18 protein-coding genes are annotated in these 25,877 nt (G+C 58.5%); 9 read left to right on the top strand and 9 right to left on the bottom strand.

The window, feature by feature from the left end; genetic code table 11:
- Positions 1-48 precede the first annotated feature (48 nt).
- Positions 49-1,230 (top strand): MFS transporter, encoded by a 1,182-nt coding sequence (locus tag QOM10_RS07685; protein WP_316917822.1) that lies wholly within the window; start codon positions 49-51, stop codon positions 1,228-1,230.
- On the opposite strand, the gene QOM10_RS07680 is transcribed toward QOM10_RS07685, so the two are convergent.
- The 3 genes from QOM10_RS07680 to QOM10_RS07670 form a co-directional block, all read right to left on the bottom strand.
- Entirely contained in the window at positions 1,175-2,107 is a 933-nt protein-coding gene (locus QOM10_RS07680) for a DMT family transporter (protein ID WP_150749647.1), read from the bottom strand. The two genes, QOM10_RS07685 and QOM10_RS07680, sit on opposite strands and share 56 nt — an antisense overlap.
- 248 nt (positions 2,108-2,355) lie before the next feature.
- Positions 2,356-2,754 (bottom strand): DUF2177 family protein, encoded by a 399-nt coding sequence (locus QOM10_RS07675; protein WP_150773794.1) that lies wholly within the window; start codon positions 2,752-2,754, stop codon positions 2,356-2,358.
- A 46-nt stretch (positions 2,755-2,800) separates the two neighbouring features.
- Positions 2,801-3,637 carry a S1 RNA-binding domain-containing protein gene (locus QOM10_RS07670; RefSeq protein ID WP_127926251.1) on the bottom strand — a complete coding sequence of 279 codons (837 nt, stop codon included), beginning with the start codon at positions 3,635-3,637 and terminating at the stop codon, positions 2,801-2,803.
- Between the two features lie 340 nt (positions 3,638-3,977).
- Here QOM10_RS07670 and QOM10_RS07665 point away from each other — a divergent pair, with 340 nt between their 5' ends.
- The 3 genes from QOM10_RS07665 to QOM10_RS07655 all read left to right on the top strand — a co-directional run bounded on the left by QOM10_RS07665 (position 3,978) and on the right by QOM10_RS07655 (position 6,037).
- Positions 3,978-4,166 carry a hypothetical protein gene (locus tag QOM10_RS07665; protein ID WP_016985943.1) on the top strand — a complete coding sequence of 63 codons (189 nt, stop codon included), beginning with the start codon at positions 3,978-3,980 and terminating at the stop codon, positions 4,164-4,166.
- A 206-nt stretch (positions 4,167-4,372) separates the two neighbouring features.
- Entirely contained in the window at positions 4,373-5,089 is a 717-nt protein-coding gene (locus QOM10_RS07660) for a TorF family putative porin (protein WP_127926250.1), read from the top strand.
- A gap of 78 nt (positions 5,090-5,167) precedes the next feature.
- Complete coding sequence (locus QOM10_RS07655) at positions 5,168-6,037, top strand: DUF6279 family lipoprotein (RefSeq protein WP_316917821.1); 870 nt, start codon at positions 5,168-5,170, stop codon at positions 6,035-6,037.
- Between the two features lie 122 nt (positions 6,038-6,159).
- Here the strand turns inward: QOM10_RS07655 and QOM10_RS07650 are convergent, their stop codons facing one another.
- On the bottom strand, positions 6,160-6,552 hold the full coding sequence (locus QOM10_RS07650; RefSeq protein ID WP_127926248.1) for a transcriptional regulator: 393 nt from the start codon (positions 6,550-6,552) through the stop codon (positions 6,160-6,162).
- A gap of 176 nt (positions 6,553-6,728) precedes the next feature.
- On the opposite strand from QOM10_RS07650, the gene QOM10_RS07645 reads away from it, so the two are divergent.
- Positions 6,729-7,463, top strand: a complete 735-nt coding sequence (locus QOM10_RS07645) for a DUF899 domain-containing protein (RefSeq protein WP_127926247.1) — start codon at positions 6,729-6,731, stop codon at positions 7,461-7,463.
- Between the two features lie 76 nt (positions 7,464-7,539).
- Here QOM10_RS07645 and QOM10_RS07640 read toward each other — a convergent pair whose 3' ends face one another.
- Positions 7,540-18,339 carry a hemagglutinin repeat-containing protein gene (locus tag QOM10_RS07640; protein ID WP_316917820.1) on the bottom strand — a complete coding sequence of 3,600 codons (10,800 nt, stop codon included), beginning with the start codon at positions 18,337-18,339 and terminating at the stop codon, positions 7,540-7,542.
- A gap of 436 nt (positions 18,340-18,775) precedes the next feature.
- Here QOM10_RS07640 and QOM10_RS07635 point away from each other — a divergent pair, with 436 nt between their 5' ends.
- From QOM10_RS07635 to QOM10_RS07625, 3 genes are all read left to right on the top strand, one after another.
- On the top strand, positions 18,776-19,051 hold the full coding sequence (locus QOM10_RS07635) for a hypothetical protein (RefSeq protein ID WP_127926245.1): 276 nt from the start codon (positions 18,776-18,778) through the stop codon (positions 19,049-19,051).
- A 261-nt stretch (positions 19,052-19,312) separates the two neighbouring features.
- Positions 19,313-19,897 (top strand): papain-like cysteine protease family protein, encoded by a 585-nt coding sequence (locus QOM10_RS07630; protein WP_316917819.1) that lies wholly within the window; start codon positions 19,313-19,315, stop codon positions 19,895-19,897.
- Positions 19,898-19,909: 12 nt separating this feature from the next.
- On the top strand, positions 19,910-20,509 hold the full coding sequence (locus tag QOM10_RS07625; protein WP_316917818.1) for a hypothetical protein: 600 nt from the start codon (positions 19,910-19,912) through the stop codon (positions 20,507-20,509).
- A 52-nt stretch (positions 20,510-20,561) separates the two neighbouring features.
- Here QOM10_RS07625 and QOM10_RS07620 read toward each other — a convergent pair whose 3' ends face one another.
- Positions 20,562-21,902 carry a DEAD/DEAH box helicase gene (locus QOM10_RS07620; RefSeq protein WP_007914470.1) on the bottom strand — a complete coding sequence of 447 codons (1,341 nt, stop codon included), beginning with the start codon at positions 21,900-21,902 and terminating at the stop codon, positions 20,562-20,564.
- Between the two features lie 191 nt (positions 21,903-22,093).
- Here QOM10_RS07620 and QOM10_RS07615 point away from each other — a divergent pair, with 191 nt between their 5' ends.
- A complete protein-coding gene (locus QOM10_RS07615) occupies positions 22,094-23,392 on the top strand; it encodes a mechanosensitive ion channel family protein (RefSeq protein ID WP_127926242.1) in 1,299 nt (432 codons plus the stop codon).
- A gap of 123 nt (positions 23,393-23,515) precedes the next feature.
- Here QOM10_RS07615 and QOM10_RS07610 read toward each other — a convergent pair whose 3' ends face one another.
- The 3 genes from QOM10_RS07610 to QOM10_RS07600 all read right to left on the bottom strand — a co-directional run bounded on the left by QOM10_RS07610 (position 23,516) and on the right by QOM10_RS07600 (position 25,874).
- Entirely contained in the window at positions 23,516-24,382 is an 867-nt protein-coding gene (locus tag QOM10_RS07610) for a carboxylate/amino acid/amine transporter (protein ID WP_102900312.1), read from the bottom strand.
- Between the two features lie 346 nt (positions 24,383-24,728).
- Complete coding sequence (locus QOM10_RS07605; protein WP_127926241.1) at positions 24,729-25,328, bottom strand: FMN-dependent NADH-azoreductase; 600 nt, start codon at positions 25,326-25,328, stop codon at positions 24,729-24,731.
- Positions 25,329-25,559: 231 nt separating this feature from the next.
- On the bottom strand, positions 25,560-25,874 hold the full coding sequence (locus QOM10_RS07600; protein ID WP_102900300.1) for a 3-phosphoglycerate kinase: 315 nt from the start codon (positions 25,872-25,874) through the stop codon (positions 25,560-25,562).
- Positions 25,875-25,877: the final 3 nt, after the last annotated feature.

Below are 25,877 nucleotides of genomic sequence, written 5' to 3'. Positions count from 1 at the left end.
AATCAGTCCTAGCCTGACGGTCATTGATCCTTCAAAGGAATCCCGACCATGTCGCCCCTGATTCGCTTATCCGCCTGCTTCGTGGCCCTGATGATGGCCATGGGTATCGGGCGTTTCGCCCTCACCCCGCAAATGCCACACCTGCTCAGCGAAGGCCAGATCGACCTGACGGCCGCCGGTCTGATCGCTGCGGCCAACTACCTCGGCTACCTGCTCGGTGCGGTCGACGCGATGTTCGCCCATCGCCCGCAGCAGGTTCTCAGACGTCTGCACGGCGGCTTGTGGCTGTGCGTACTGCTGACCTTGGCGTCGTTTTGGGCTGACGGTTTCTGGTCGCACCTGGTGCTGCGCTTTGGCACAGGGGTGGCAAGTGCTTGGGTGCTGGTGATGATCACTTCGCTGAGTCAGCCGCTGGCTGCCGCTGCGGGTCGTCCGCGTTTGGGCGCCCTGGTCTTTGCCGGACCGGGGTTGGGGATTTTTCTGACAGGGTTGCTGGCGCTGGTCTCACATCTGCTGAATCAGACATCCGCGACGTTGTGGCTGATTTATGCGGCGGCCGCGTTGCTGATGTTACTGAGCGTCTGGCGATTGCTGCCAACGCCCGTCGCAACGACAACGGCGGTTGCTGCGCCGGTCAGTCTGTCGAATCGGGGCATTGGGCGGCTGGCGGTGATTTATGCGCTGTACGGCGTCGGCTACATCATCCCGGCGACCTTTCTATCGCAAATGGCCAACGCGCAGCTCCATGGACAATGGCAGGCCGACCTGTTCTGGCCGTGTTTCGGTCTGGCCGCGGCGCTTGGCGTGTTGCTGGTGAGCCTGCGCCGTCACGATCCCGCAACCACCCGCCACTGGCTGATGGCAACGTTGTGGCTGCAAGCGGCCGGTGTGTTTGCCTGCCTGCTCGGCAGCGGCCTCGGCCTCACGCTGGGCGTGATCCTCTGCGGCACACCGTTCCTGGCGTGCATGCAACTGGTCATGCAACGCTCGCGGGAACTGGCGCCCCATGCCACCCAGCGCAATGCCGGCATGCTCACCGCGTGCTTTGCGCTCGGCCAACTCAGTGGCCCGTTGCTGGCGGCGTTGAGCAGCCATTTCAGCGGCAGTTTGCACCCTGCCCTGGTGATCGCCGGCAGCGGCTTGCTGATTGCCGGCGGTCTGGCGATGCAATCGACTAGCGCTGGCCCAGCGCTTTGCGCAAACGCCGACGCAGCCACTGCTCGGCGCTGACAAAGGTGATGCCGAGCAACACCAGCACCGCACCGATAACGAAGTTCAGACTCAACTGTTCGCCGAGCAAAATCACACCGAAGGTCACGCCAAACAATGGCGTCATGAACGAAAACACCGCGAGGTTGGCCGCCAGATACCGGCGCAGCAACCAGAACCAGATCAGGTAACTGAAGAACGACACCACCAGGCCTTGGAACAGCACACTGGCGACTGCCACGGGGGTCAGGCTGACGTGGGTGATCTGGCCGCTGAACAGCGCAATCAGCAGCAGGCCAAGGAAGCCGACGATCAACTGATAGAACAGAGTCAACGTCACCGGTGCTTCCGACAGACGAGAGGCGCGCACCACCACCGTGGTCGCGCCCCAGCAGGCGCCCGCCAACACGCCAAAGGCATCGCCGAGCAGCATGCGCCGGTCGAGGTTGTCCCATGACACGCCACCGGCGAAGGCAATCGCGATGCCGATAAACGCGAGCAGAATGCCCAGCCATTGCAGCGGTCGCAGCCGCTCACTGGCCAACAGGAAATGCACGCCCAGCGCAGTGAAAATCGGCGCGGTGTAGAGGAACACCGACATGTGCGCTGCGGTGGTCAGTTGCAAGCCTTCGGCGATGAAGAAGAATTCCAGACCGAACAACCCACCGGCCAGCAAGCCGCCGCGCCAGGTGTTGCCGACCTGATTCCAGCCGCCCTTCCAGCACATCAGCAGCCCGACCAGCAGCGCGGAAATCCCCGAGCGCGCCGCCGCTTGCATCACAGGGGCGATGTCTGGCGCCGCCCACTTGATCATCACCTGCTGTACGCCCCAGATCAGGCACAGGCCGATCATCACTTGCAGGGCAAAACTGTCGGCATTACGCCGCTCGACACTCACCGCAACACCTCGAACACGCACAACATGGCAGGCCATCCAATGGTCAAAAACAATGCTGGGGATTATCAATCAGTCGGGCGGAAAAAGCCGTCTGGAAAAGACATTTGTTTCTTCAGTGGCGGTAGCAGTGGATGGCTGTCGGCTGCGCCGCCATTCGCGAGCAGGCTCGCTCCCACAATTGGAATGCATTTCCCTGTGGGAGCGAGCTTGCTCGCGAAGGGGCCGGCATTGCTTACCTACATTTCGAATCAGACCTTGCCCAACCGCCTAGACAGTAAAAACCCGACGCTACAAGCCACAGCAGTAGCAAACGTCCCCCACGCCCAATCCATCAACGTCACCTGCACTGACCACCCTCGCAATGTTGCCCAGTTCGTCAGGTCATACGTGCCGTAAGCTACCAGCCCTAACAACGCGCCCCGCTTCGCCGCCCATTGCCACGTCACGGCCGGCAGCACCACAAACACCACGCAGCCAAAAACATACAGGCAATAAAAAACCGCTGCCGGAACCAGCAGCGGTTTTTCGAGCATCAGCGAACCGAGCAGTTCGCGATAGGTCGGCGCCATCAACAGGCCGAGCCAGATACCGTCGAGCAACAGAAACGTCACCAGCGTGGCAACGTAGGCAATCAGCGCTTTTTTCATCGACCCGACCTCGTGTGTGCCCCATGCAACATGGGCCACCCAAGGCTCAGGTTAGTTCAATGCGATCGGCATGAATAACGATCTTGCCTTCCTTGTACAGCGCACCGATGGCCTTCTTGAAGTTGCCCTTGCTGACGCCGAACAGGCTGCTGATCAACGCCGGATCGCTCTTGTCGCTGACCGGCAGCGTGCCGCTGTTGTCGCGCAACTTGGCGAGGATCTTCGAGTTCAGGCTGCTCGCCGCTTCCTGGCCAACCGGTTGCAGGCTCAGGGCGATCTTGCCGTCGGCACGGACTTCCTTGATGTAGCCCTTCTCGCTCATGCCGGCGCGCATGAACTTGAAGATTTCGTTCTTGTGAATCAAACCCCAATGCTTGTTGTTGATGATCGCCTTGAAGCCCATGTCGGTGGCTTCGGCAACCAGCAGATCAACTTCCTGGCCCTGGCTGTAGTTGGCCGGAGTCTTGTCGAGGTAGCGATCCAGACGCGCAGTGGCGGTGATGCGGCGGGTGTGCTTGTCGAGGTAGACATGCACCACGCAGTATTCGCCGGCGGTCATCTGGCGTTTTTCTTCGGAGTACGGCAGCAACAGATCCTTTGGCAGCCCCCAATCGAGGAACACACCGATGCTGTTGACTTCAACGACTTTCAGACTGGCAAATTCGCCGACCTGAACTTTCGGTTTTTCCGTGGTAGCGAGAAGTTTGTCTTCGCTGTCCAGATAAACAAATACGTTGAGCCAGTCTTCATCTTCGCTGGGAATATCTTTAGGGATATAACGGTTGGGCAAAAGAATTTCGCCGTCGGCACCGCCGTCCAGATATAAACCGAAGTTAGTGTGTTTAACCACTTGTAAACTGTTGTAACGCCCGACTAAAGCCATTTCCAGAACCCTCATTGCGTGGGCGGCATTCTACCCGTTTTTGTCGAGGCCGTCGGGCGGCAGATCCGCAGGCGTCGGAAATTTGCGCAACGCCCTGATTTTCCTTGTGTGCGGCTGGGCTGAGGTGCCGCTCGTCAGGCAGACCCCAGCGCTCGCGGTTGAATATTTCAATGCCTGCAAACCTGAATGTTCTTATTTAAAACAGCAGGTTAGCCGGATATTTCGAATATTTAATCGAGAATAATGCAGTACAGCGGTGGGTTATTCCCGGGGATATTTACCAAGCAATTGTCAAGTTATTCCTGTACGATGCCTGGCCGAGTTACTTTTCTACAGGTTAATGGCCGCCATGCGTGTAAAAGCATCCACCAGCAAAGCAAAGCCAGCTCCAGCCGTTGAAACCAGCGAATCGATCAACGATCAGATTGCGGCGTTCCTCAAGTCCGGCGGCGAGATTCAGCAAATTGCCAAAGGCGTCAGTGGCCAGACATTCGGCCCGTCCAAGCAGATCAGCCTGGGCAAGAAGTAACATCCGGTTTTACACCCGTCCAGAGGCGCTTTGAGCTTCGAAGCGCCTGGACTGGCACCGCGCAATATCCCTTCGCTTTAAACAAAAATTCTTGTAAATCGACGAACGGCCTTCAATGCCGATCATTCGCCGGTATCCTTGCACGCGTCTAGATCAAGCGTTTCAGCAGGCCCGCCACCCTGCCCGCGCTGTTCATGGAGTGACGCATGCGCAAATCTTCCTGTTTATCACTTGTAGGCCTGCTGGCTTGCGCGACTGCGCACGCGCAGATTTTCCAGCGAGAACTGGGCGATTTCGATCTCAAACTAGGCACCACCCCCACGCGCAGCATGGCCCAGGGTCTGGTCAAGCCCGCGGCAATCGGTTCCTTCCACGGCGGCCTCGACCTCAGCCACGACAGTGGTCTCTACGTTGGCCAGTACGCGCCGAGCATGGGCATCACACCTGGCAAGAATCTCGAAATCGATTCCTACGTCGGCTTTAAACAGCCCTTCGATCAAACCCTCGGCTATGAAGTCGGCATGATCCACTACAGCTATCCCGAAGTAGACACCCTCGACAGTCAGGAGCTGTTCGGCGGCCTGACCCTGCTCGGCAGTCGTTTCGGCGTGGCCTTGAGCAACGACCCGGACAAACAGAACAACACCTTGTTTGCCGACCTTGGCGGCAATCAACCGTTCGGCATCGGCGTCAGCATGAAATACACCACCCACCAACTGAACACGCCCGTCGCCGTGGACGGTGGTTATGTCAGCAGTTTTACCGACTGGTCAGTGAAATTGTCCCGGCCATTCATGGGCGTCGATCTCGACCTGATCTACAGCAATTCCAGCCTCAGCGGCAGCGATTGCTCGGCCTATTCCGGGCACAACAGCCAGTGCGACGGCCTCGTCACCCTCAAGGCCGAACGCGCGTTCTATTGATCGGCTGAACTGCCGGGTTCATTCTGCGTTCACATAGGAATCAGATCCTCGAAGCCAGGCTCACGCAAGGATTCGCCCATGTCTCGCTGGTTCAAGCACATCGCCGCTCTACTGATTTTCACCCTCGCCCTCGGCGCTTGCAGTCGCGTCGGCCTGGCCTATCGCAATCTCGACGTCATTATTCCGTGGACGCTCGGCGATTACCTGGACATGAACGGCGAGCAGAAAGACTGGTTCAACGAACGCCTCAAGGATCACCTGAGCTGGCATTGCACCACGCAATTGCCGGGTTATCTGGACTGGCTTGATCGCCTGCAGACCATGGTCGAAACCAATCAGGTCACCGATGCCGCGTTACAGGCGCGCACGACGGAAGCCAAGCAGGCCATTGCCGACACCGCTCGAGAGATCACCCCTTCGGCCATTGAGCTGTTGCAAGGTCTGGATGACAAGCAAGTGGCCGAGATGAATGACGCGTTTGCCAAGGATCTGCGCAAGCGTCAGCAGGAATACCTCAAACCACCGCTTGATCAACAAATTGCCGAGCGTGGCGCGCGGATGGTTAAACGCTTGAATGACTGGCTCGGCCCCTTGAGCGCCACCCAGGAACAGCGGGTAATGGCGTGGTCGACCGCACTTGGCGATCAGTACACCCAATGGATCGCCAATCGCGCCCATTGGCAGAAGCAGTTCAGTGCTGCCGTGGCGCAACGCAAAAGCCCCGAATTCCCACAGAGAATCGAGACGCTTCTGGTCAATCGAGAGAGTTTATGGACAGCGGATTACCGCAAGGCCTTCGCCGATACTGAAGCGCAGGGACGCTCGCTGGCGGTGGACTTGATGGCCGAGAGTACGCCGCAACAGCGTCAGCGCTTGTTGAAGAAGATCGAAGGCGTGCGCAAAGACTTCAACGACCTCAAATGCCTGAAGGCTGCGCAAAAAACCTGAACAACACGAAGATCAATGTGGGAGCGAGCCTGCTCGCGAAAGCGGTGCATCAGTTACTTCAAATGTCACTGACAGACCGTATTCGCGAGCAGGCTCGCTCCCACATGGGGATACCTTTGGACTCAGGCGATCTGAGCTTTAGATGCCACTTCATCAAACGTGGCCTCGGCCAGCGCATCCTCCTGCTCATCCAGCACCTGACGCGGGTGATCGTTGCCGGGAATGCTGCTGTCGATCAGGCTCAGCAGGCTGGAACCGCGCGGGGTCAGGACAAAATTGTTTCCGGTGCTGCCCTCTTCATCCGGACGCGGTGCGATATAGCCGCGCAGGAGCAACAGTCTTTCATAGTCGCAAGCCAGCGTTTTCAGGTGATCAAGGTTCTCGATCGGTTCGCCCGCACTGGCTTTCTCCGCCGCATAGTCTTCGGCGTAGGCCCGGGGGGCGAAGCTGTGGCCAGCACTGTTCTGCACTTCGTGCAGCAATCGCTCAATCAAATCCCAGTTATAAATCGTCATCCTGATCCAACCTCCGGTGCGCGTGATTTATGGCGCGTTCATAGGTTGTGACCTGAGCGGTTCCCAGCCGTTCAGCCGCATTTGCCGAGCCGACCGACCGGCGGTCTGTCGATTTCCCGCAGGGTTAAACGACTAGTCTGAAACAGACGGTTTCAACCCCCGCAGGAGAAATCATCATGAACGTTGAGAATCATCCGGTGGTGTCGCGCGAAGAATGGCTCGCCGCCCGTAAACAACATCTCGCTGACGAAAAAGCCTTCACCAAAGAACGCGACCGCCTCAGCGCCAAACGTCGCGCATTGCCATGGGTGAAGGTCGACAAGGACTACCACTTCCAAGGGCCGAACGGCGAATTAAAGCTGGCTGATCTGTTCGGCAAACACAGCCAATTAGTGGTTTATCACTTCATGTTTGCCAAGGACTGGGAGGAAGGCTGTCAGGGCTGCTCGTTCCTCAGCGACCACATCGACGGTGCCAACCAGCATCTGGCTCATCACGACATCGCCGTTGTGGCTGTTTCTCACGCCCCCTTCAACGAGTTCCAGGACTTTAAACGGCGCATGGGCTGGAAGTTTGACTGGGTGTCGTCAGAGGGTTGCGACTTCAACTATGACTTCGGCGTGTGCGCCCGGGCTGAGGATGTCGCGGCCGGAAAGGCTACGTACAACTACGAAAAGACTGACAGCGCCGAGGAAGAAATGCCGGGGTTGAGTGTGTTTTATCGTGATGAGGCCGGGGAGATTCTCCATACCTACTCGACCTACGCTCGCGGTCTCGACATGCTGGTCGGTGCCTACAACTACCTCGACCTCACGCCCAAGGGCAGGAATGAGGACGAGATCATGGAATGGGTGCGGCACCATGATCGGTATGAAGGCGGCAGCAATTCCGGTTGCTGCCATGAGCAGTAATCAATAGAAAAGCCGTCAAAAAAGCTACTCGCTGAAGTACTCGAGCCAGGCCCGAGTACTTCTAGAGACCATGGCGTCACTGCCTGGCTTCACGCTTGGTCTGTTCAATCAATGGCCGATACTGGTCATACAGCGCACCGTAGTTGACGACTAACGCCGGCGGCATGCTGCCGACGTTTTCATACCACGTCATGTCCACGCCATTCTTGGCAATGATCAGCTTATCCATCCAGGTGTCATGCAACGTGGCAAAGGCATTCATGCCCGGTACCGAGTTGGCAATATTGCTGATCAGTGTGCCGTGACAGACCGCCAGCAACGATGCACATTCTTGATTCAGACCAATGTTCTTGCCCTCGACCCACTCGCCATTGATCCATTCGCGTGGCACCAGACCATTCTCGAGTTCCGTGAATTTAGGGCCGCCCGCACGGTCTTCACCCGGCCGGATATCAGGTCCGCGACCGGTCCAGTACGCATAGATTTCCGCCAGCGCACCGGTGCCGGCAATGGTCAGCCATGACTTGTCGCTGCCGTCGCCGGTCAGCAACCCCTTGAGCGCGGTATTGACCGCATAAGCCTTGAGTCGCTCGGTGACATTCTGGGTGATCAGGTTGCCCTGCGGCCCGGTCACTTTGCCCCAGGTGTTGGTATAGGAGCCGGCACCGGCAATGATCGCCGCCGTGACATAACTCTTGATGTTTTCTTCCGAGAGCACGTCTTTGAGGGTGTCGGCCAGATTGCCCTTGTTGTTGATAGCGCTGACTGCCGCCGTACTGGCCATCGAGGTGATCACCGCAGTCAAGGCAACGTTGCCAACGCCGGCAGCGGTGGTTGCTGTCGCCGCTGCGAACGTCGATCCGGTTCCGGATGCCAGAGTGCCGCCGACTGCCGCGCTCGCGGCGCCGGCCGTCAACACCGTGACAATGATCGCCACGGCAATCGCGGCGCCCATGCCCATGCCGGAACTTTCGTAGTCCCACTGGTCATGCACTTCCTTGATCATGCGCCAGTCGATGTCGCCGCGGTTCTGCATGTCCTTGAGCCATGCCAGTTGCGGATCAGCCTTGACCATCGCATCGATGCTGTCGGCCACGGTCTTCTGGTTGACTTCCTTGACATCGATACGAATGTCGCCGGCCGCCTTGATAACGATGTCACCGGCCGCAAGCAGATGACTCTGGCGAATGCTTTCGTCGGTCTGCCCGGCGCCTTTGGCTGAGGTCCAGGCCAGACTGCTCTTGCTTTTCTCGTGGCTCTCCTTTTTCAGGTCGGTGACACTTTCGAAGATCAGGTCACCGCCGCTGCTGATGGTCAGGTCCTTGCCGGCCTTCAGGTTGGCCGCCTGATAGAGCTGATCACCGCCACTGGCAATCGTCAAATCGCCGCCACTGCTGATTTCACTGCCGATATGGGTGACTTTGGTCACCTCGTCACGCCGGGTTTCCTTGCGTCCCAGGCTGCCTTTTTTCTTTTTGTCGTACAGCGAATAGTCGTAATCCTCGGCGGCCAACACATTGATGTCATTGCCGGCGAACAGATAGGCTTCGTCGCCTGCGGTGATCCGGCTCGACACCACGGTCAGGTCTTTACCTGAGGTGAACCCGGCCTTGCCACCGGCGCTGATCGAACTGGCAATCTGATCAATATGGTCTTCCTGCGCGGTGACCTTTTTCGATTTGTAATAGGAATGGGATTCCTCTTCGGCCGAGACGATCAACAGATCACGGTCGGCGCTCATGCCGATATCACGCTGGGCGCTGATCTGACTGCCGATCACCGACAGATCCCGACCGGCATTGACGGTAAAATCGCGTCCGGCCGTGGCAGTCGAACCGACCTGATGAACGCTGCTGGTGGTGGCACCGGTAAACGCGGAATTGTTGCTTTGCGCCGAAACGATGCTCGCGTCGCGCCCCGCCTCGATCACGGTATCGCGCCCACTGACCAGTGCACTGCCGGTGCTGATGAAGTCGCGGCCGGCACTGGCTTTCAGATCGTTGGTGGCCTCGATGCGTGATGCATTGTCGAGGTACTCACGATGCTGTGAGTAGCCCTGTGTGGCAAAACCGCTGCTGGTCACCGTGCGCTCGTTGATGATGTCGCCCTTCACCGCGACCAGATTGACATCGCGCCCGGTGATGATGCCGCCCGATTGGTTGACAATGCTGTTGCCGGCCAGCAAGTCGAGACGGTTGCCCGCCTCGATCAGGCCGCTATTGACCAAGTCATTGCCGGCTGCCGCTGTCAGGTTGTTACTGGCTCGCAGGGTGCCAGCGTTTTGCAGATCGTTGCCAGCAATCAACTTGACGTTAGTGCCCTGGATCAACGCACCATTTGGCGCCAGCCGATTATTGGCCTGAGCCAGATAGAGCACCGGCACCAGCACTTTCTCGCCATTCACTTCGTGCTCTTCGAGCCAGACGATGTCGTGGGTCAGCGCCGCAACCTGCTCGGCGGTGAGCGTCACCCCCACCGACAGATTGAGTTGATCCTTGCTGGCGATAGCATTGTTCATCAGGTACTTGAACAGGCCCTCATCGGAAGTCTGACCATCAATGAAGCGCTGTCCGGTGCGCTCGACCACCGCCTGCTGAATCAAGCGCTGCTCGTACAAACCATCGCCCAGGCGCTTGGCACTTTGGTCAGGGTCATAACCGAGTTTGGCCAGCAGATAATCGGAACTCATGAACTGTTTGAGTTCGGTGAGTACCGGGTTGGTTTCAATCAAGTACTTGTGCGCATTCGATGGCGCCTGGGTATTGGGCAGCCCCTGTACCCTGGCCAGCGTCTGGCCGGTGTTGTCCTTGAGCGGAGCGCTCGGGACGCCGCTCGACGAGCCACCACCGAACTGGACGCTGACATCAATGGCGCTCTGGCCGGAGCTCGGATCTGCGCCTTTACGATCGGCTGTGCTCAGTTGCCGATCAGTCACGCCGACCGGGTTGATCGAGTCAAATGTCAGTGTCCGCCCGCCACTTGGCACTTCGGCCTGACGCTGGGTTTGCGTGACTGACGCGCCGCCGATGGTCCAGTTCTGCGAACCACCGGGCAGCGGCGCTGCGCCGCCCGAACTGGCGCCTTGACCGCTCAAGCGGAACAGGCCGTTTTGCCCGCTCGGCAGTGCGAATCCGGGGGATGCCAACGGGTTGACCTGTTGTTGCGCGAGATCTGGCGGCAATTGGCGGTTGAGGCTGATTACGGTAGGTTTGGCCCCACCCCCGGCGCGCGTGTCGGCTGTCTTCCCCGGGCCGGCAGCGGTTGCACTGAACGACTTCAGTTCGCCGTTACTGATGTTGTTGGTCGCGTTGATCACTACGTTGCCACCGGCCTGCACAATCGCCGGGACATAGGTCTTGCCCGCCGACTCGGTAATGACCGTCTGGAACGGCGTGGCGTTGATGATTTCCGCCGGCGCCTGCACGCGAACCCCTGAAGCATATTGCGACGCTCCAAAAGTGACATAACCGCCACCCGAGGCATCATTTGCATACGTACCGATATATTGAGTACTGGTCTCGAGGATGTGGGGGTTGTTCTTGAGCCAAGGTGTCACCGACGACTCTGCACCTCCTGCAGTCCAGAACCGGATGTCCTTGTTGTAACCTGCATCATTGTGGCTGTTGTAGTCGACAATTTGACTCCAAAGTGTCCTGGTCGGCGCCTTGTTGGTGATGTACTTGAGCGACGAATAGCTGCCCAGCGAACTGCCGGAGTTGTTGAACGTATCGACATTGATGGTGATGTCGGACGACGCGGACACGGTGGAGTTGGAGTTGATGAACTCCGAACCAGTGACGCTCAGATTACGTCCGGCGGTGATGCTCGAAGCATCGGCGTCACCCGAAACCGTGACGTTGAACGTCTGCTGCCAGACCAGGTGTGAATCAACGTCCTCCATATGCTTGGGCCGGGCGGAATCACAGTTGAAGCAACGCACCCCGATGGACGAAGAATCGCCCTCGGTAGTGGTGACGCTGAAGTTTTCCATCTTGTTGTTGACCACGGCCGACTTCAACGACATATCGCCAGTGGACTCGATCCGCCCGGACAGGTTGTCAATCCGGCCTGCACGGTCGGCACCGTTGTAACCCGACACATTGATGTCACCCAGGCTGTACATATCGCTGTAAGTGTTGGTCAGGGTGCCGACTTGCAGGTTCATATGGCCACCGCTGAACAGCAGTGAGCCTTGATTGACGCGGATGCGGTTGTTCGTCAGGTTCTGCGCGTTGATCAACAGGTTTCTGGCACTGGCCAGCGTGCCGAGATTGCTCACCGTAGCGGCTCTGATTTCCATTGCATCAGCCGATGTCAGCCGCCCCATGTTGGTCAATTGGCCGCCCACATTGAGCTTGGTCAAACCGCCACCGGCGACACTGGCAGCCTCGTTGACAGTCAGTTGCGCCGCACCGAGCGTGAGGTCACCCACGCTTGAAACCCGGCCATTGCCGCCGTAACTGCCCGTCAGTTGTACATCCAGAGTGCCGTCACTGGCGATCAAGCCGTCGTTGTTCCAGTTGCCACCGCGCCCTTGCAGGTGCGTGGATGCCAGTATCTGACCACTGGCAGTCTGGCTGAAATTGTTGACGTTGACGTTCAACCGACCTGCCTGAATCACGCTGGAGTTGCTCCAGCTATCGGCATTGAGGGTCAGCCCGCCGCGGGTGACGATACTGCCGCCTGCGCCGGTGACATTGGCCGTGGAAATATCAAACGTGCCCTCGCCCAGATGCAGCAGTTGACCGCCACTGTTCTGAAAGCTGCCGACGGCCAGTGTCAAATCGGTGTTACCGGTTTCCAGTACGCCGTAGCGATTGTCCAGCAGCCCGCCAATCTGAAAGGCGGTTTTGCCACTGTTGCTCAGCGAGCGCAGCTTGCCGGTCTGGTTATCCAGGCTGGCCGCCTTGACTGCCAGAGTGGTGTCGCTTTCGATGACACCGCCACGGTTGTTCAAATCGTTGAGCAGATTCAGGTCGATACGATTGCCAGCGATCTGGCCGACATTGTTGTCCAGCCGGGTGCCGCTCACGCTGAGCAGGTTTTTCGCGTAGAGACCGCCGCTGCCGTTATCCAGCGCCGCCGTGGTAATGCTCACATCCGCGGCCTGCGCCGAGATCCGCCCGCCATTGTTGCTCAATCCGGCCAGAGCCGTGAGTTTGAGACCCTGCGCCTGAATGATGCCGCCCTGGCGATTGTTGTTCAGATCGACGCCGTTGCGCAGGACGCCAACAGTGCGTGCTTCCAATGCGCCTTTTATGCTCGCCAGCACACCGCCACGGTTGTCGATGTTGGCAGCGTTGAGACTGACGGCACCGGTTTCGGCAATGATTCTGCCGCTCTGGTTATCGAGGTCGCCGATGACATCGAGTGTCAAACCGTTCTGGCTCTGGATTGCGCCTTTGGCGTTGGTCAGGCTGTTGGCCTTGAGCAGCAGACCGGCGGTCTGGCTATAGATCAAGCCATCGCCATGATTGAGTACGGTCCCACTGGCGGTGATGGTCAGATCGCCCTTGGCGGCAATGGTGCCCTTGTCGCTGTTGTCCAGCGACTGCGCCTGCAGATCCAGTGTGCTCTGGCTGATCAGTTGACCGTTGCGGTTGCCCAGATCGGTAACGCCTTTGATGCTCAAAGGCCCCGCGCCGGCCAGTTTGCCGGCGCTGTTGTTCAGTTTTCCGGAAAGCCGGAGGTTGATCGCAGCATCACTGACGATCTGGCCGTTACTGTTGTCCAGCCCCGTTGCGCCGACATCGATCGCCTGTTGCGCATTGACCGTACCGCCGACGTTACTCAATGTGGCGCTGTTGATAGTCAGTGCGGCGCCGCTGTCGATCAGGCCCCCCCCAGCGTTATTGAGCGTCCCGTCCACCGCCAGTGTCTGGCCCTCGCCACTGCTGATAATGCCTTTGTCGCTGTTGTCCAGACTGCCGGCCTCGACGTTCAGCCTGCCATGACTGACCAGAGCGCCAGAACCGCTGTTGAGCAGGTCACCCTGCATGGCCACGAACACATTGCCATTGCGACTGGAGAGCGTGCCACCGCTGCGGTTATCGAGGCTGGCGCCTTTGACGACCAGGCCTTCCCAACCTGAAATCAAGCCGTTGCGGTTGACCAGACGAGTGCCGTCGAGGGTCAGTTTCTGGCTGCTGATCAACTTGCCAGCGTTGTTGATCACGTTCCGTGCAACCACGTCGAATCCGAGGCTGCTGGAGATTTCGCCGCTGTCGTTATCGAGATCACGCAGACGTTCAAGGGTCAGCAAGCCGTTGGCTGTGAGCAAACCGTTACGGTTGTCGAGATCACCATCCGCCAGATTCACCGTGACGGCCTTTTCGCCCAGTAAGCGGCCACCGTTCTGGGTCAGTGCGGTCAGCGTGAGATGGATATCATCCTTGGCGGACACCTCGCCGCCGTTGCTGGAATCCAGGGTCGTACCGGTCAGTGACAGCGTCCCGCGACTGTTGATCAAACCGTTGTTACGGTTGTTCAACGCCATGGCGTTTAAGGTGATGGCGTCCACCGCCAGTATCATCCCGCCGTCATTGCTCAAATCGCCACTGCTGATCTGCAGCGCTTTATCGGCGTTGATCACGCCATTGGCGTCGTTGCGCAACACGCCGTCGACGGTCAGATCAAGCCTGCCTCGGCTGTCCAGACTGCCACCGCTGTTGTTCAAACTGGCGCTGCGAACGTCAATCGACGTCGCGCCGATCAAGCCTTTGACGTTATCCAGCGCATTGGCAATGCGTAACGTCAGGCCCTGACTGCTTAAAAGCCTGCCATTGCTGTTATCCAGGTTTTGCGCAGTCAACGTGAAGGCCTGTTTGCTGGAGATCTCACCGCCCTGATTGTTGACGCCATTCAATTGTTTGAGCAGCAAGGCACCGGGCGCGTTGATAAGGCCATTCTGGTTGTTCAACTGACCGTTGTTCATGTCCAGGCTCAGGCTGGTTTTGCTGAACAATTGGCCGCCCTGCTGGTCAAGCCCGGTGACCGATGCAGTTAGCGCTTCTTCGCTGCCGATACGTCCTCGGTCACGGTTATTCACCTGAGCGGCGTGCAGATCCAGCGTGCTGGCGCTGTTGAGCTGTCCAGACTGGCTGTTGTCAAACGCCCCGGTGGTGACCGTCACCGCGCCCTTGGCGCTGATTGTGCCGTTCTGACTGTTATCCAGGCGGGTGCTGACGAGCTTGAGCACGCCGTCAGTCACCAGCGAACCACCCTGATTTGCGACTGCGCCCTGACTGTCGAGCGTCAAATCTTCAGCACTCGACAGACTGCCCATGGTGTTGGTCAGTTGAGCCGTACTGATCGTCAACTGGCGTTCGCTACTGACCTTGCCGTGACTGTTGTCGAATGCACCACTCAGATCCAGGTGCGCCTGCTGCAGGCTGAACAGATTGCCAGCGCTGTTATCCAGCACACGTCCGTGCAGATTGAACAGGGATCGGGAATTGATCAGACCGCTGTTGCGATTGAGCAAGCGATCGACTGTCAGCGTGAGCGCCTGCCCCGAGAAAATCTGCCCGGCATCGCTGTTGTCGACGTTGTCGGCGGTGATCGTCACGGTCGAGTTGCTGGTAATTTCGCCTCCACGGTTGTCTATCTCGCCGCTGTTGAGGGTCAGGGCCTGCGTAGCCCCCAGAAGTCCACCTTGGCGGTTATCGAGTGTTTCAGCGGTCAGACCGAGCACACCGGTGGCGATCAGTTGGCCCTTCTGGTTGTTCAGGCTCTGTGCATTGACGGTGGCATCGGCCTTGCTGGCAATGTTGCCGCCGGCGTTATCCAGCGCCTGTGCCGCAAGCGTGAGTTGTCCGTCGGCAATGAGCGTACCAAGCTGGTTATCCAGCATCTTTTCGGTGACCAGCAATAGCTCGCCACGGCTGCTGATCAGCCCTTCGTGGTTGTCGAGGCTGTCGCTATGACTGTCCAGCGAAGCGCCGGCAATAATGCCTTTGGTGTTGTTCAACGCTCGTGCAATACGCAGCATCAGCCCCAGCTGGCTGAGCAATTTGCCGTTGCTGTTATCGAGTTCCTGTGCTGCCAGCGTGAAGGCTTGCTGACTGGAAATTTCACCACCCTGGTTGTTCACGCCGTTGAGGTTTTTCAGCAACAACGCACTAGGTGCGTTGATCAAACCTTTCTGATTATTCAACTGGCCGTTGTTCAGGTCGAGGGTCAGATCAGCCTTGCTGAACAGTTCACCGCCCTGCTGATCCAGCCCGCTGACCGACATCGTCAGGGCCTGCTGGCTGGCAATTCGTCCTGTGCCGTTATTGACCTGCTTTGCCCTGATATCCAGCGCTGCACCACTGACCACCTGGCCGCTCTGGCTGTTATCGAAATCGCCGCTGCCGAGCCGGGCGATTGCCTTGCTGGAGATCAAACCTTTGCGACTGTTATCGAGACGGTCACTGTTGAGGGTCAAACTGCTGTCAGTGCTGATCGAACCGGCCTGATTGAGCAGATCGCCACGACTGTTCAACAGCAGCTCACCGGCACTGCCCAGACTACCGGCACTGTTGTCGATACGACCGGCATGAGCGGTCAATGAACCCTCACTGCTGATGAGACCTTGTACGTTGAGCAAAGCTTCGTCGAGGGTAATGTCCAGGCCACTGAGAATTTCGAGGTTGCCGTTGCTGTTATCCAGCACGCGGCCCGTTACCGTCGCCGCCCCTTTGGCGCTGATCAGCCCCTTGTTCTGGTTGTTGACCGTAGCGACTGCCAGCGCCAGGTTCTTGCCAGCGAGGACCTTGCCAGCGTCGGCGTTGTTCAGACGCTGTCCGGTGAGGGTCAATAACTGGCTGGCGGAGAGTTCCCCGGCGCGGTTGTCGATTTCTTCGACATTCACCGTGAGTGCTTTCGTGGTGCCCACCAACCCGCCGTTGCGGTTATCGAGGGTTTTGCCCGTCAGACTCAGGTTGCCCTGCGCCACCAGTGCACCGCCCTGCTGTTGCAAAAGACCAATTGTGGCGAGCAGATCACCCTGACTGGAAATACGCCCCAGCGCGTTTTGCACCTCGGCGACAGTGAGCGTGACCGGGCCGACAGCGCTGATCAAGCCGCCGCTGTTATCCAGACGTAAGCCGGAGTAAGCGATCCCGGCCTTGCCGCTGACCTTGCCTTTGTCGCGGTTGTCGAGTTGACCGACATTCAGCGTCAGTTGCTGGTCGGCCTGAATTGTTCCAACGCGGTTATCCGCCGAATCACTGCGCAATGCCAAGGTGGTTTTGCCGATGACTTTGCCGTCGCGGTTGTCGAGGCTGCCGGTCTGCGCATCGATGGCGCCTTTGGCGGTGATCTCACCTTTGTTGCGGTTATCGAGCAACCCGCTGACGCGCGCGGTCAGGTAACCATCGCTGACCAGCGCGCCGGCATCTCGATTATCCAGGCTGGCGGCTGTGAAACTCACCGACTGGGCAGAACCGAGTACGCCGTCGCGATTGTCCATGGCACCGCTGAGGTCGATATTCAGGCCCAGGTCGCCGAGAATCTGGCCGCTGCGGTTGTTCACCGTACCGGCGTTGAGCCGGGTGGTGCCGCTGCTGGCAATCTCGCCGTTGCTGTTGTTCAGTGTCGCCGCCGTGATGACGGTGGTTTGCCCATTGAGCGTGCCACTCTGGTTGTTCAGGGTTTGCGCGGTGTTGACCGTCAGATTGCGGCTGGCGGTGAGGCTTTTGCCGGTGTTGTCGAGATTCTGCGCGGTGAGGCTCAGGTCGCCGCTGGCATTGCGGCTGCCGTCGGCATTGACTCCGGCTTCGATGGCGCCGGCGTTGGTCAGTTGGCCGCTCGCGCTGAGGCTGATGCTGTCGCGGGCCGCGAGGGTCTGGCGGTTGGTCAGGTTGCCTTGGGTTTGCACGTTGAGCGCGGTGCCGGCGTAAACCGGGCCGCGCGCGTCGAGGCTGGCGGCCTTGACGTTGACCGCGCCAGTGGCCGAGGTGTCGGCCAGACTCAACTGACCGTTGGCATCGAGTTGAATATCACCGCCGCTGGCAATCAGCTTGCCGTCGAGTTTCACGCCGACACCGGCCTCGGTGCCGACCAGTTTGATCGCCCCGGCGTACATGCCGCCCAGCGCCGAGGAGTCGATGGCGAGTTGCGGTTTGCTGCTGCCGTCATCGGCGCGGGCGGTGGCATTCAGGGTTTGTGCGTTGACGTCGTTGCGCCCGGCGACAATCGTCAGGTTCTGCGCCTGCAGTTGCGCGTTGATCTTTGCGCTGCGGGTGATGATTTCGAAACGGTCGACGTTGGTCGCGTTGAGGCCTGCACCTTCGATGGCCACCGAACCCTGATCAACCTGAAAACGATCCAGCCGACCGTTGTCGAGCACTGGTTTACCGGTGGTCAAGGTCACCCGTGGCGAGTTGATGAAACCGCAGCCATTACAGGTAATGCCGTAAGGGTTGGCGACGATGACCCGCGCTGACTGCCCCGCCACTTCGGTGTAGCCGCGCAACTGGCTCGGGTTACCGCTGATGACTTCGTTGAGAATCGCCTGCGCCGAACCGCTGTTTTTCAGGTTCGGGTTGTCGACGATATGCCCGCCCAACTGGGTGAGATTATTCTGCGTCGAGCCGTTGTTGAGGATCAGACCCTGCGCACCGACGTTGTAGTCGTGGAACTGGTTGTGCGACAGGCCACTGGCATTAGGCGTGGCGATATTGATGATCGGCACGCCGTTGCCGGCGCGATCCAGCGAGGTGTTCGGGTTGGCCACCACAATGCCATCAGCCTGCGCCCACATCGGTTGCCAGAACATGACGTTCGCCAGCAAAAACGCCAGGCCGCGTTTGGGTACGCCGCAGACCTTCTCAGATTTTCCGAGGGCGCCAGAGGCTTGATGCGTGAATACCGCGTACGGGCGAACATCCATGTTGAGATCTCGTTGCTGCAGGTTGATTGGCAAAAACAACAGGCAAAGCAATCCCCGACCAGCCAAAACCAGAGTGCCGGTGAGTCATAAGCTGAATCAGGAGATTTAGCGCAATGGTCAGAGCGTCCAAAGCATTGCTAAACAATCGCAGACAGGCTGCGAAACTTCTGTTCGATCCCTCGAAAACACACATTGATATCAATGTGACAGCCCGATGTTAGATCGCCATCATTCTGGCGTCAATAAGCCGCTACGCCACTATTCTCGCAACCGCTCTAGCTCGCGGGCTGCGCTCATAAATATGTAATTTTGGCGAAGATCGCTACCTGTTGTTTGCATAATCCGATCGGGGCTGCAAGCGAGCAGCACTGAACTTTTCACGTCTTTGAACCCTCAACCGATTAACCCGCCTTAACCGGAACTGAGGCCTGCCCCCATGAAAACCCTGATCAAACTCACCCTCGCCGCCACCCTCACCTGTGCCCTGCCCGTCTGGGCCTGCACGCCTGAAGAAGCCACCGCAAAGCGCGAACAATTGGCCAAGGAAGTCTCGAAGCTGACCGAGCAGAATCCGGCCAAGGCCAAAGAGATCAATGCCGAATTGCAGAAGATGGATCTGGGTACGGCCAGTGCGGATCTGCCGGATAAATGTCAGTTGATTGATCAGCGGTTGAAAGAACTGAATTCTGCCGAGAAGAAGACCGAGGGCTAACAGCAAGATCAAAAGATCGCAGCCTGCGGCAGCTCCTACACAAAACCCTGTAGAGCTGCCGAAGGCTGCGATCTTTTGCCACTAAAAATGCATTAACGCATTTATTTATTTGCACTAACGCATATCTCTGGCTAGGGTTACCTCGAGCAAGGAGATCGGAACCGGCCACAGAAGATGGCACCCGTTAAGCACCGATCGCTCGGCAACACCGCTACACCCACACAAGCTGGACGCTTGTTTTCACTCATGGAGGATTGAAAAATGTTAACCACAGCAGCAACACAATTCACCGGCGAATCACTGCCAAGGTGCCTGGCCGGTCACCTGCTCGACCCGCAACTCGCCGAAGTCGAAGCCGCTGAACAGCTCAGCGCCCTCGCCGCCGGCAGCCTCAACTTCAACATGCAGAAACAGACCCAGACCAACTGGTGCTGGGCCGCCGTATCCGCCTCGGTCGGCAACTATTACGGCACCGGCAACTGGACGCAGTGCGGCGTGGCCAGCACTCAGCTCGACCGCAACTGCTGCAATCAGCCGGGGCCGTGCAACGTCTACGGCTACCTGGACTCGGCCTTGCAAACCACCCGTTGCTATAACGGCATGAATCAGGGCTCGCTGCAGATGTCGGCCCTTCAGAACCAGATCAGCATGGGCCGCCCGGTCGGTTTGCGCTGCGCCTGGTACGGTGGCGGTGCGCACTTCCTGACGATTTACGGCACCAACGGCGATTACGTGTTGGTCGCAGACTCGATCTACGGTTATTCGACCCGCGCACTGAACGCATTCCCCCGCGCCTACAACGGCGGCGGCAACTGGACTCACACTTACTTCACCGTGAAAAACTAGGAGGGCGACATCATGCAACTGACTTATCCAAAGGCGCCTTCCAACGGCGTTCAGACTTTGCGCCCGGCGCTGCAAGCCGCGCTGCAAACCCAGGGCTTTGGCGCCAATCGCCAGTTCGCCAACACGGCACCTGCAAAAATCAGCCTCAGCGAAGCCTATCGCGGCTACTCGTTGAACCTGGAGGACCTGAGCCACGGCAAAGGCCTGAAGGAGGCTCGCCTCGGCGACTGGCATTACCTGGTATTTGCCGACGGCGTGACGATTGCCGATGCGCAATTGGCTGAAGTGCGCGGTCACGTCGAGTTCGCCTCGTTGAACCACGGCGATCACGCCGCTGCTACGGTGGGTGCGCTGAAACTGGCAGAGCAAGCGCCGCAACTTCAGGGCAAGACCGTTGAGTTGCGCGTGCTGTTTGTCTCGGCCCTGCACGTTGTCGCGATCTGGCTGCATGCCGACGGTGAAGACGTGCTGATCCCGATCGAGCCGACACCGAAAGAGCTGGCGACCACCCGGTTGTACAGCGAAGCAACACTGCTCGCCGCATTGAGACCGGCAGCGGATCAAGCCAAGCGGCGCTTTGACGCCGACACCAGTGGCCAGCTCGGCAACTGATGGACGAAAAAAAACCCGGACATTGTCCGGGTTTTTTATGCGCGCCTGAAACTTACTCAGCCGCAGGTTCTGCTGGCTTGCGGCGCTTCAGCGGGGCCATGCCGTCGCTGCTCACCAACGAGTCCGGCTTCGGACGGTTGGCGCTCTTGCGCTTGGTCGGCGTCTTGGCGGCGGTTTTCTTCTTGTCGCCCTTCGCGTCGGTCTTTTTCTTCTTCACACCAACGGCTTTGCCCGAGGCCTTGACCTTTTTCGGCCCGCCGTAGGTGCCCTTGACTTCCTTGATGGTACGGCGCTCGAAGCTCTGCTTCAGGTAGCGCTCGATGCTCGACATCAGGTTCCAGTCGCCGTGGCAGATCAGCGAGATCGCCAGACCGTCGTTACCGGCACGACCGGTACGACCGATGCGGTGCACGTACTCGTCGCCGCTGCGTGGCATGTCGAAGTTGATCACCAGATCCAGACCATCAACGTCCAGACCACGGGCCGCAACGTCGGTGGCCACGAGGATCTTCACGCCGCCCTGCTTCAGACGGTCGATCGCCAGTTTGCGATCCTTCTGGTCTTTCTCGCCGTGCAGCACGAACGCTTTGTATTCCTGAGCCACGAGGCGGCCGTAGATGCGGTCGGCCATGGCGCGGGTGTTGGTGAAGACGATGGCCTTCTGGTAGGTCTCGTTGGCCAGCAGCCAGTTCACAATCTGCTCTTTGTGCTGATTGTGGTCGGCGGTGATGATTTGCTGACGGGTGGTCGAGTTCAGTTGGCTGACCGCGTTGAGCTGCAGGTGCTCAGGGTTGTTCAGCACCTTGCCGATCATGTCGCGCAGGCCGGAACCGCCGGTGGTGGCGGAGAACAGCATGGTCTGCTGACGGTTCGGACATTCGTCGACCAGACGCTGCACGTCTTCGGCGAAACCCATGTCGAGCATGCGGTCGGCTTCGTCAAGCACCAGCACTTCGACTTCTTTGAGGTCGAGATTGCCGGCGTTGAGTTGCTCGATCATCCGGCCCGGGGTGCCGATGAGGATGTCCGGCACTTTGCGCAGCATCGCGGCCTGGACCTTGAAGTCTTCACCGCCGGTGATCAGGCCGGACTTGATGAAGGTGAACTGCGAAAAGCGTTCAACTTCCTTCAGGGTCTGCTGGGCCAGTTCACGGGTCGGCAGCAGGATCAGCGTCTTGATGCTGACGCGAACCTTGGCCGGGCCGATCAGGCGATTGAGGATTGGCAGAACGAAAGCGGCGGTTTTGCCGCTACCGGTTTGCGCCGTCACCCGCAGATCACGCCCTTGGAGCGCCAGCGGAATGGCCGCGGCTTGCACAGGCGTTGGCTCGACAAATTTCAGCTCGGCCACAGCTTTAAGCAGGCGTTCGTGCAGGGCGAATTGGGAAAACACGGGTGCTACCTCGAAGATATGCAAAAAAACAGCTGCATAGGTTACCGGTTTCGAGCGCTCAGGCCGAGTTTCTTTATACAAACGGACGTAATCAGTGGCTTTTTTGTTGCTCGATTTGTCTCCAACGGTAATACACGGCGTCTTAAATGCTCTAATCGCCCATCGCTTCCTACAGAAGAATCGTTACTCATATGGATTTCAAACAGCTCTGGCTCAAAGCCCAGGACCTCTGGGGCACCCTGGAACAGCATCCATTTCTGCAAGCCGGCCTGGCGCTGATGCTGCTGTTGGTCATCGCGCTAGTACTCGGACGAGTGGCGCGTTACCTGATCCTGCACGCCAGCCGCATGCTCGGCCGCCAGCCGGCGCTGCACTGGATCAATGATTTTCGCCACAACAAGGTGTTTCAGCGCCTGGCGCAGATGACGCCGTCGCTGGTGATCCAGTTCGGTCTGCATCTGGTGCCGGAACTGAGCAAAACCGCGATGACCTTTCTCGGGAACGTGGCGTTGTCGTTCACCATTCTGTTCCTGCTGCTCTCGGTCAGCGCCCTGCTCAATGCTCTGCTCGACATCTACGCACGCACCGAACATGCACGCACGCGCTCGATCAAGGGCTACGTGCAACTGGCGAAAATGGTCTTGTACGTGTTTGGCGCGATCATCATCGTCGCAACGCTGATCGACCGTTCGCCGCTGTTGCTGCTGTCCGGTCTGGGTGCGATGTCGGCGGTGATTCTGTTGGTCTACAAGGACACGCTGCTCTCATTCGTCGCCAGCGTGCAGTTGACCAGCAACGACATGTTGCGCGTCGGTGACTGGATCGAAATGCCACAAGTCGGTGCCGACGGTGATGTGGTCGACATCACTCTGCACACGGTCAAGGTGCAGAATTTCGACAAGACCATCGTCTCGATCCCGACCTGGCGCCTGATGTCCGAGTCGTTCAGAAACTGGCGCGGCATGCAGCAATCCGGCGGCCGGCGGATCAAGCGCAGTCTGTTCATCGATGCCAGCGGCGTGCGTTTCATCCGCGATGACGAAGAAGAAAAGCTCACCCAGGTGCACCTGCTGACTGACTACATGAGCCGCAAGAAAGCCGAGCTCAAGGCGTGGAACGAGGCGCAGGGCAATGTCGCGGCGATGTCGGCGAACCGCCGGCGGATGACCAATATCGGTACGTTCCGCGCCTATGCGCTGGCGTATCTGAAGAGTCATCCGGAGATTCAGCCAAACATGACCTGCATGGTCCGGCAGATGCAAACCACCGCGCAGGGGATTCCGCTGGAAATCTACTGTTTCACCAGCACCACGGCGTGGGCCGATTACGAGCGGATTCAGGGGGATATTTTCGATTACCTGCTGGCGGTGCTGCCGGAGTTTGGGCTGAGTCTTTATCAGCAGCCGAGTGGCGGGGATTTGCGCTCTGGCCTGCTGCCGGCGGTGCTCGGAGCGGCCAGCATTCCCGAGCCGCAGAAACACCTCATGTAACCCCACCGATCAAAACTGTAGGAGTGAGCCTGCTCCGGGCGGCGTTCCGACGATAGCGGTGTGTCAGACAAATCCATATTGACTGATACACCGCTATCGCGAGCAGGCTCACTCCTACAGGGGTTATGCGGTGGCTGGGGATTTGCGGATGCCCAGTCGGCTGATCCATACGGCAGCGAGGATGACGCTGCCGCCAAGGAACAACCGCCCTAGTTCCTCATGCTGATTCCAGATCAGCAAATTCAGCAGCAGCCCCACCGGCACATGCAGGTTGTTCATCACCGCCAGCGTGCCACCGTTGACCATGCACGCGCCCTTGTTCCACCAGTACATGCCCAACGCGGTCGAGACCAGACCGAGGAACAGCAACACGCCCCACTGCAGCGGCGCTTCCGGGAGGAAGTTGGCTTTGCCGAACATCAGAAATGCCGGCAGCACCACCGCCAGCGCGCCGAGGTAGAAGAAGCCGAAACGCCGATAGTGCGGCAGATCGCTCGGGTGTTTCGCCACCAGATGCTTGTACATCACCTGCCCTGCCGCGTAGGTGAAGTTGGCCAGTTGCAGCAGCAAGAAGCCCATGAAGAAATCCGGATTGATGCTGTCGAAACGAATCACCGCCGCCCCGCCCACCGCCACCAGCGCGGCGATCAGCGCCCACGGATTGAAGCGCCGATTCAGCGCGTCTTCGATCAGGGTCACGTGCAACGGCGTGAGGATGGTGAACAGCAACACTTCCGGTACCGTCAGCACACGGAAACTCAGGTACAGACAGACATAGGTCACACCGAACTGCAGCGCGCCGATCACCAGCATGCCGCGCATGAATGAAGGTTCGACCGAGCGCCAGCGGGTCAATGGAATGAACACCAGCCCGGCCAGCACCACACGCACCAGCACCGCGAAGTAACTGTCGACATGACCGGCCAGGTATTCACCGATCAGACTAAAGGAAAACGCCTGGATCAGCGTGACAAAAAGTAGATAGCCCATATTCGCCTCGAAATCGAATGGCGGCGACGATAGCGGTTTTCTGGTCTCACTGCGAATAGCCGGAAATACAAATTTCCCTTGTGGGAGCGAGCCTGCTCGCGAAGGCAGAGTGTCAGACGGCAGATACTTGTCTGATACACCGCTTTCGCGAGCAGGCTCGCTCCCACCAGGAGTTTTGCGTCGTTCAAAAAATACAGGCAAAAAAAAGCCCGATCTCGCTAATGCGTTCAATCGGGCTACAGCACTCAGGAGCAACAAGTGCAAAGGGAGGTTCGATGCGCGTAGAGCCTTGAAGGGGTTGCGCCAGGTCACTTAAACAATCGGCGATTATCTGGCGATTAACATATCAAGCGACCTGGGACAGCTTGGCGTTGGCCTGATTCAGGCCCTTCTCCTGGAAATCGCCACCGAGGTTCATGCCTTCGGCGTGAATGAACGTCACGTCGTTGATGCCGATGAAACCCATGACCTGGCGCAGGTACGGTTCCTGATGATCCGCCGGGCCACCGGCGTAGATACCACCGCGAGCAGTGAGCACGTAGGCACGTTTGCCATTGAGCAGGCCTTGCGGGCCGGTTTCGGTGTACTTGAAGGTCACGCCGGCACGCAGCACGTGGTCGAGCCAGGCCTTGAGGGTGCTCGGGATGGCGAAGTTGTACATCGGCGCGGCCATCACCAGCACGTCGGCAGCAAGCAATTCATCAGTCAGTTCGTTGGAACGGTCCAGCGAAGCTTGCTCGTTGGCGTTGCGTTGCTCGGCAGGTTTCATCCAGCCGCCCAACAGATTGATGTCCAGGTGTGGCACCGGGTTCACGGCGAGGTCACGCACGGTGATCTGATCGGCCGGATGCGCCGCTTTCCACTGACTGATGAAGGTCTGGGTCAGTTGACGGGATACCGAGTCTTGCTGGCGGGCGCTGCTTTCGATGATCAGAACGCGGGACATGGTGTGTAGCCTCCATCCGAGAATGTTGTAGGTCGATGGAGTGAAGGTTAAACAGAGTCGAATCGATGAAAAAGCGCAAATAATTGCTGCAAAGCATCGAATAATTCGTTTAGATGCTGAACCATGCTCCTGTAGGAGTGAGCCTGCTCGCGATAGCGGCGTGTCAGGCGATATTGATTTATCTGGGACACCGCTATCGCGAGCAGGCTCACTCCTACAAGGGGTCGACTGTTATTTCGGCGTGCAGGTCAGTTTGATGCGCAGCTTGATGATCTCGCGGGTGAACTTGGCCGTGGCGTTTTTATGTTTGCCGGCCGGTACATCGATTGTGCGCGTGCGTGGTGCTTCCGGGCCGTTGCTGAACACCGCTTTGCACGTCGCATCGACATCACCATAGTTGGCCACCCGAATCGAACCGATGTCGTTATCGGTGTCGAAGGTCTCGTAATCGATCTTCATGCCGTTGAGTTCTTTCTGCACATCGATCGGGTACGCGAAAGCAGTCAGCGGAAGCAGCGCCAGCAGCACACAACAGAATTTTTTCATTCG

It is taken from the genome of Pseudomonas sp. P108 (genome assembly GCF_032613195.1).
In the GTDB taxonomy this organism is placed as follows: Bacteria; Pseudomonadota; Gammaproteobacteria; order Pseudomonadales; family Pseudomonadaceae; genus Aquipseudomonas.
Note: the sequence above shows the minus strand (reverse complement) of the source record. Positions and strands in the feature narration are given on the sequence as shown.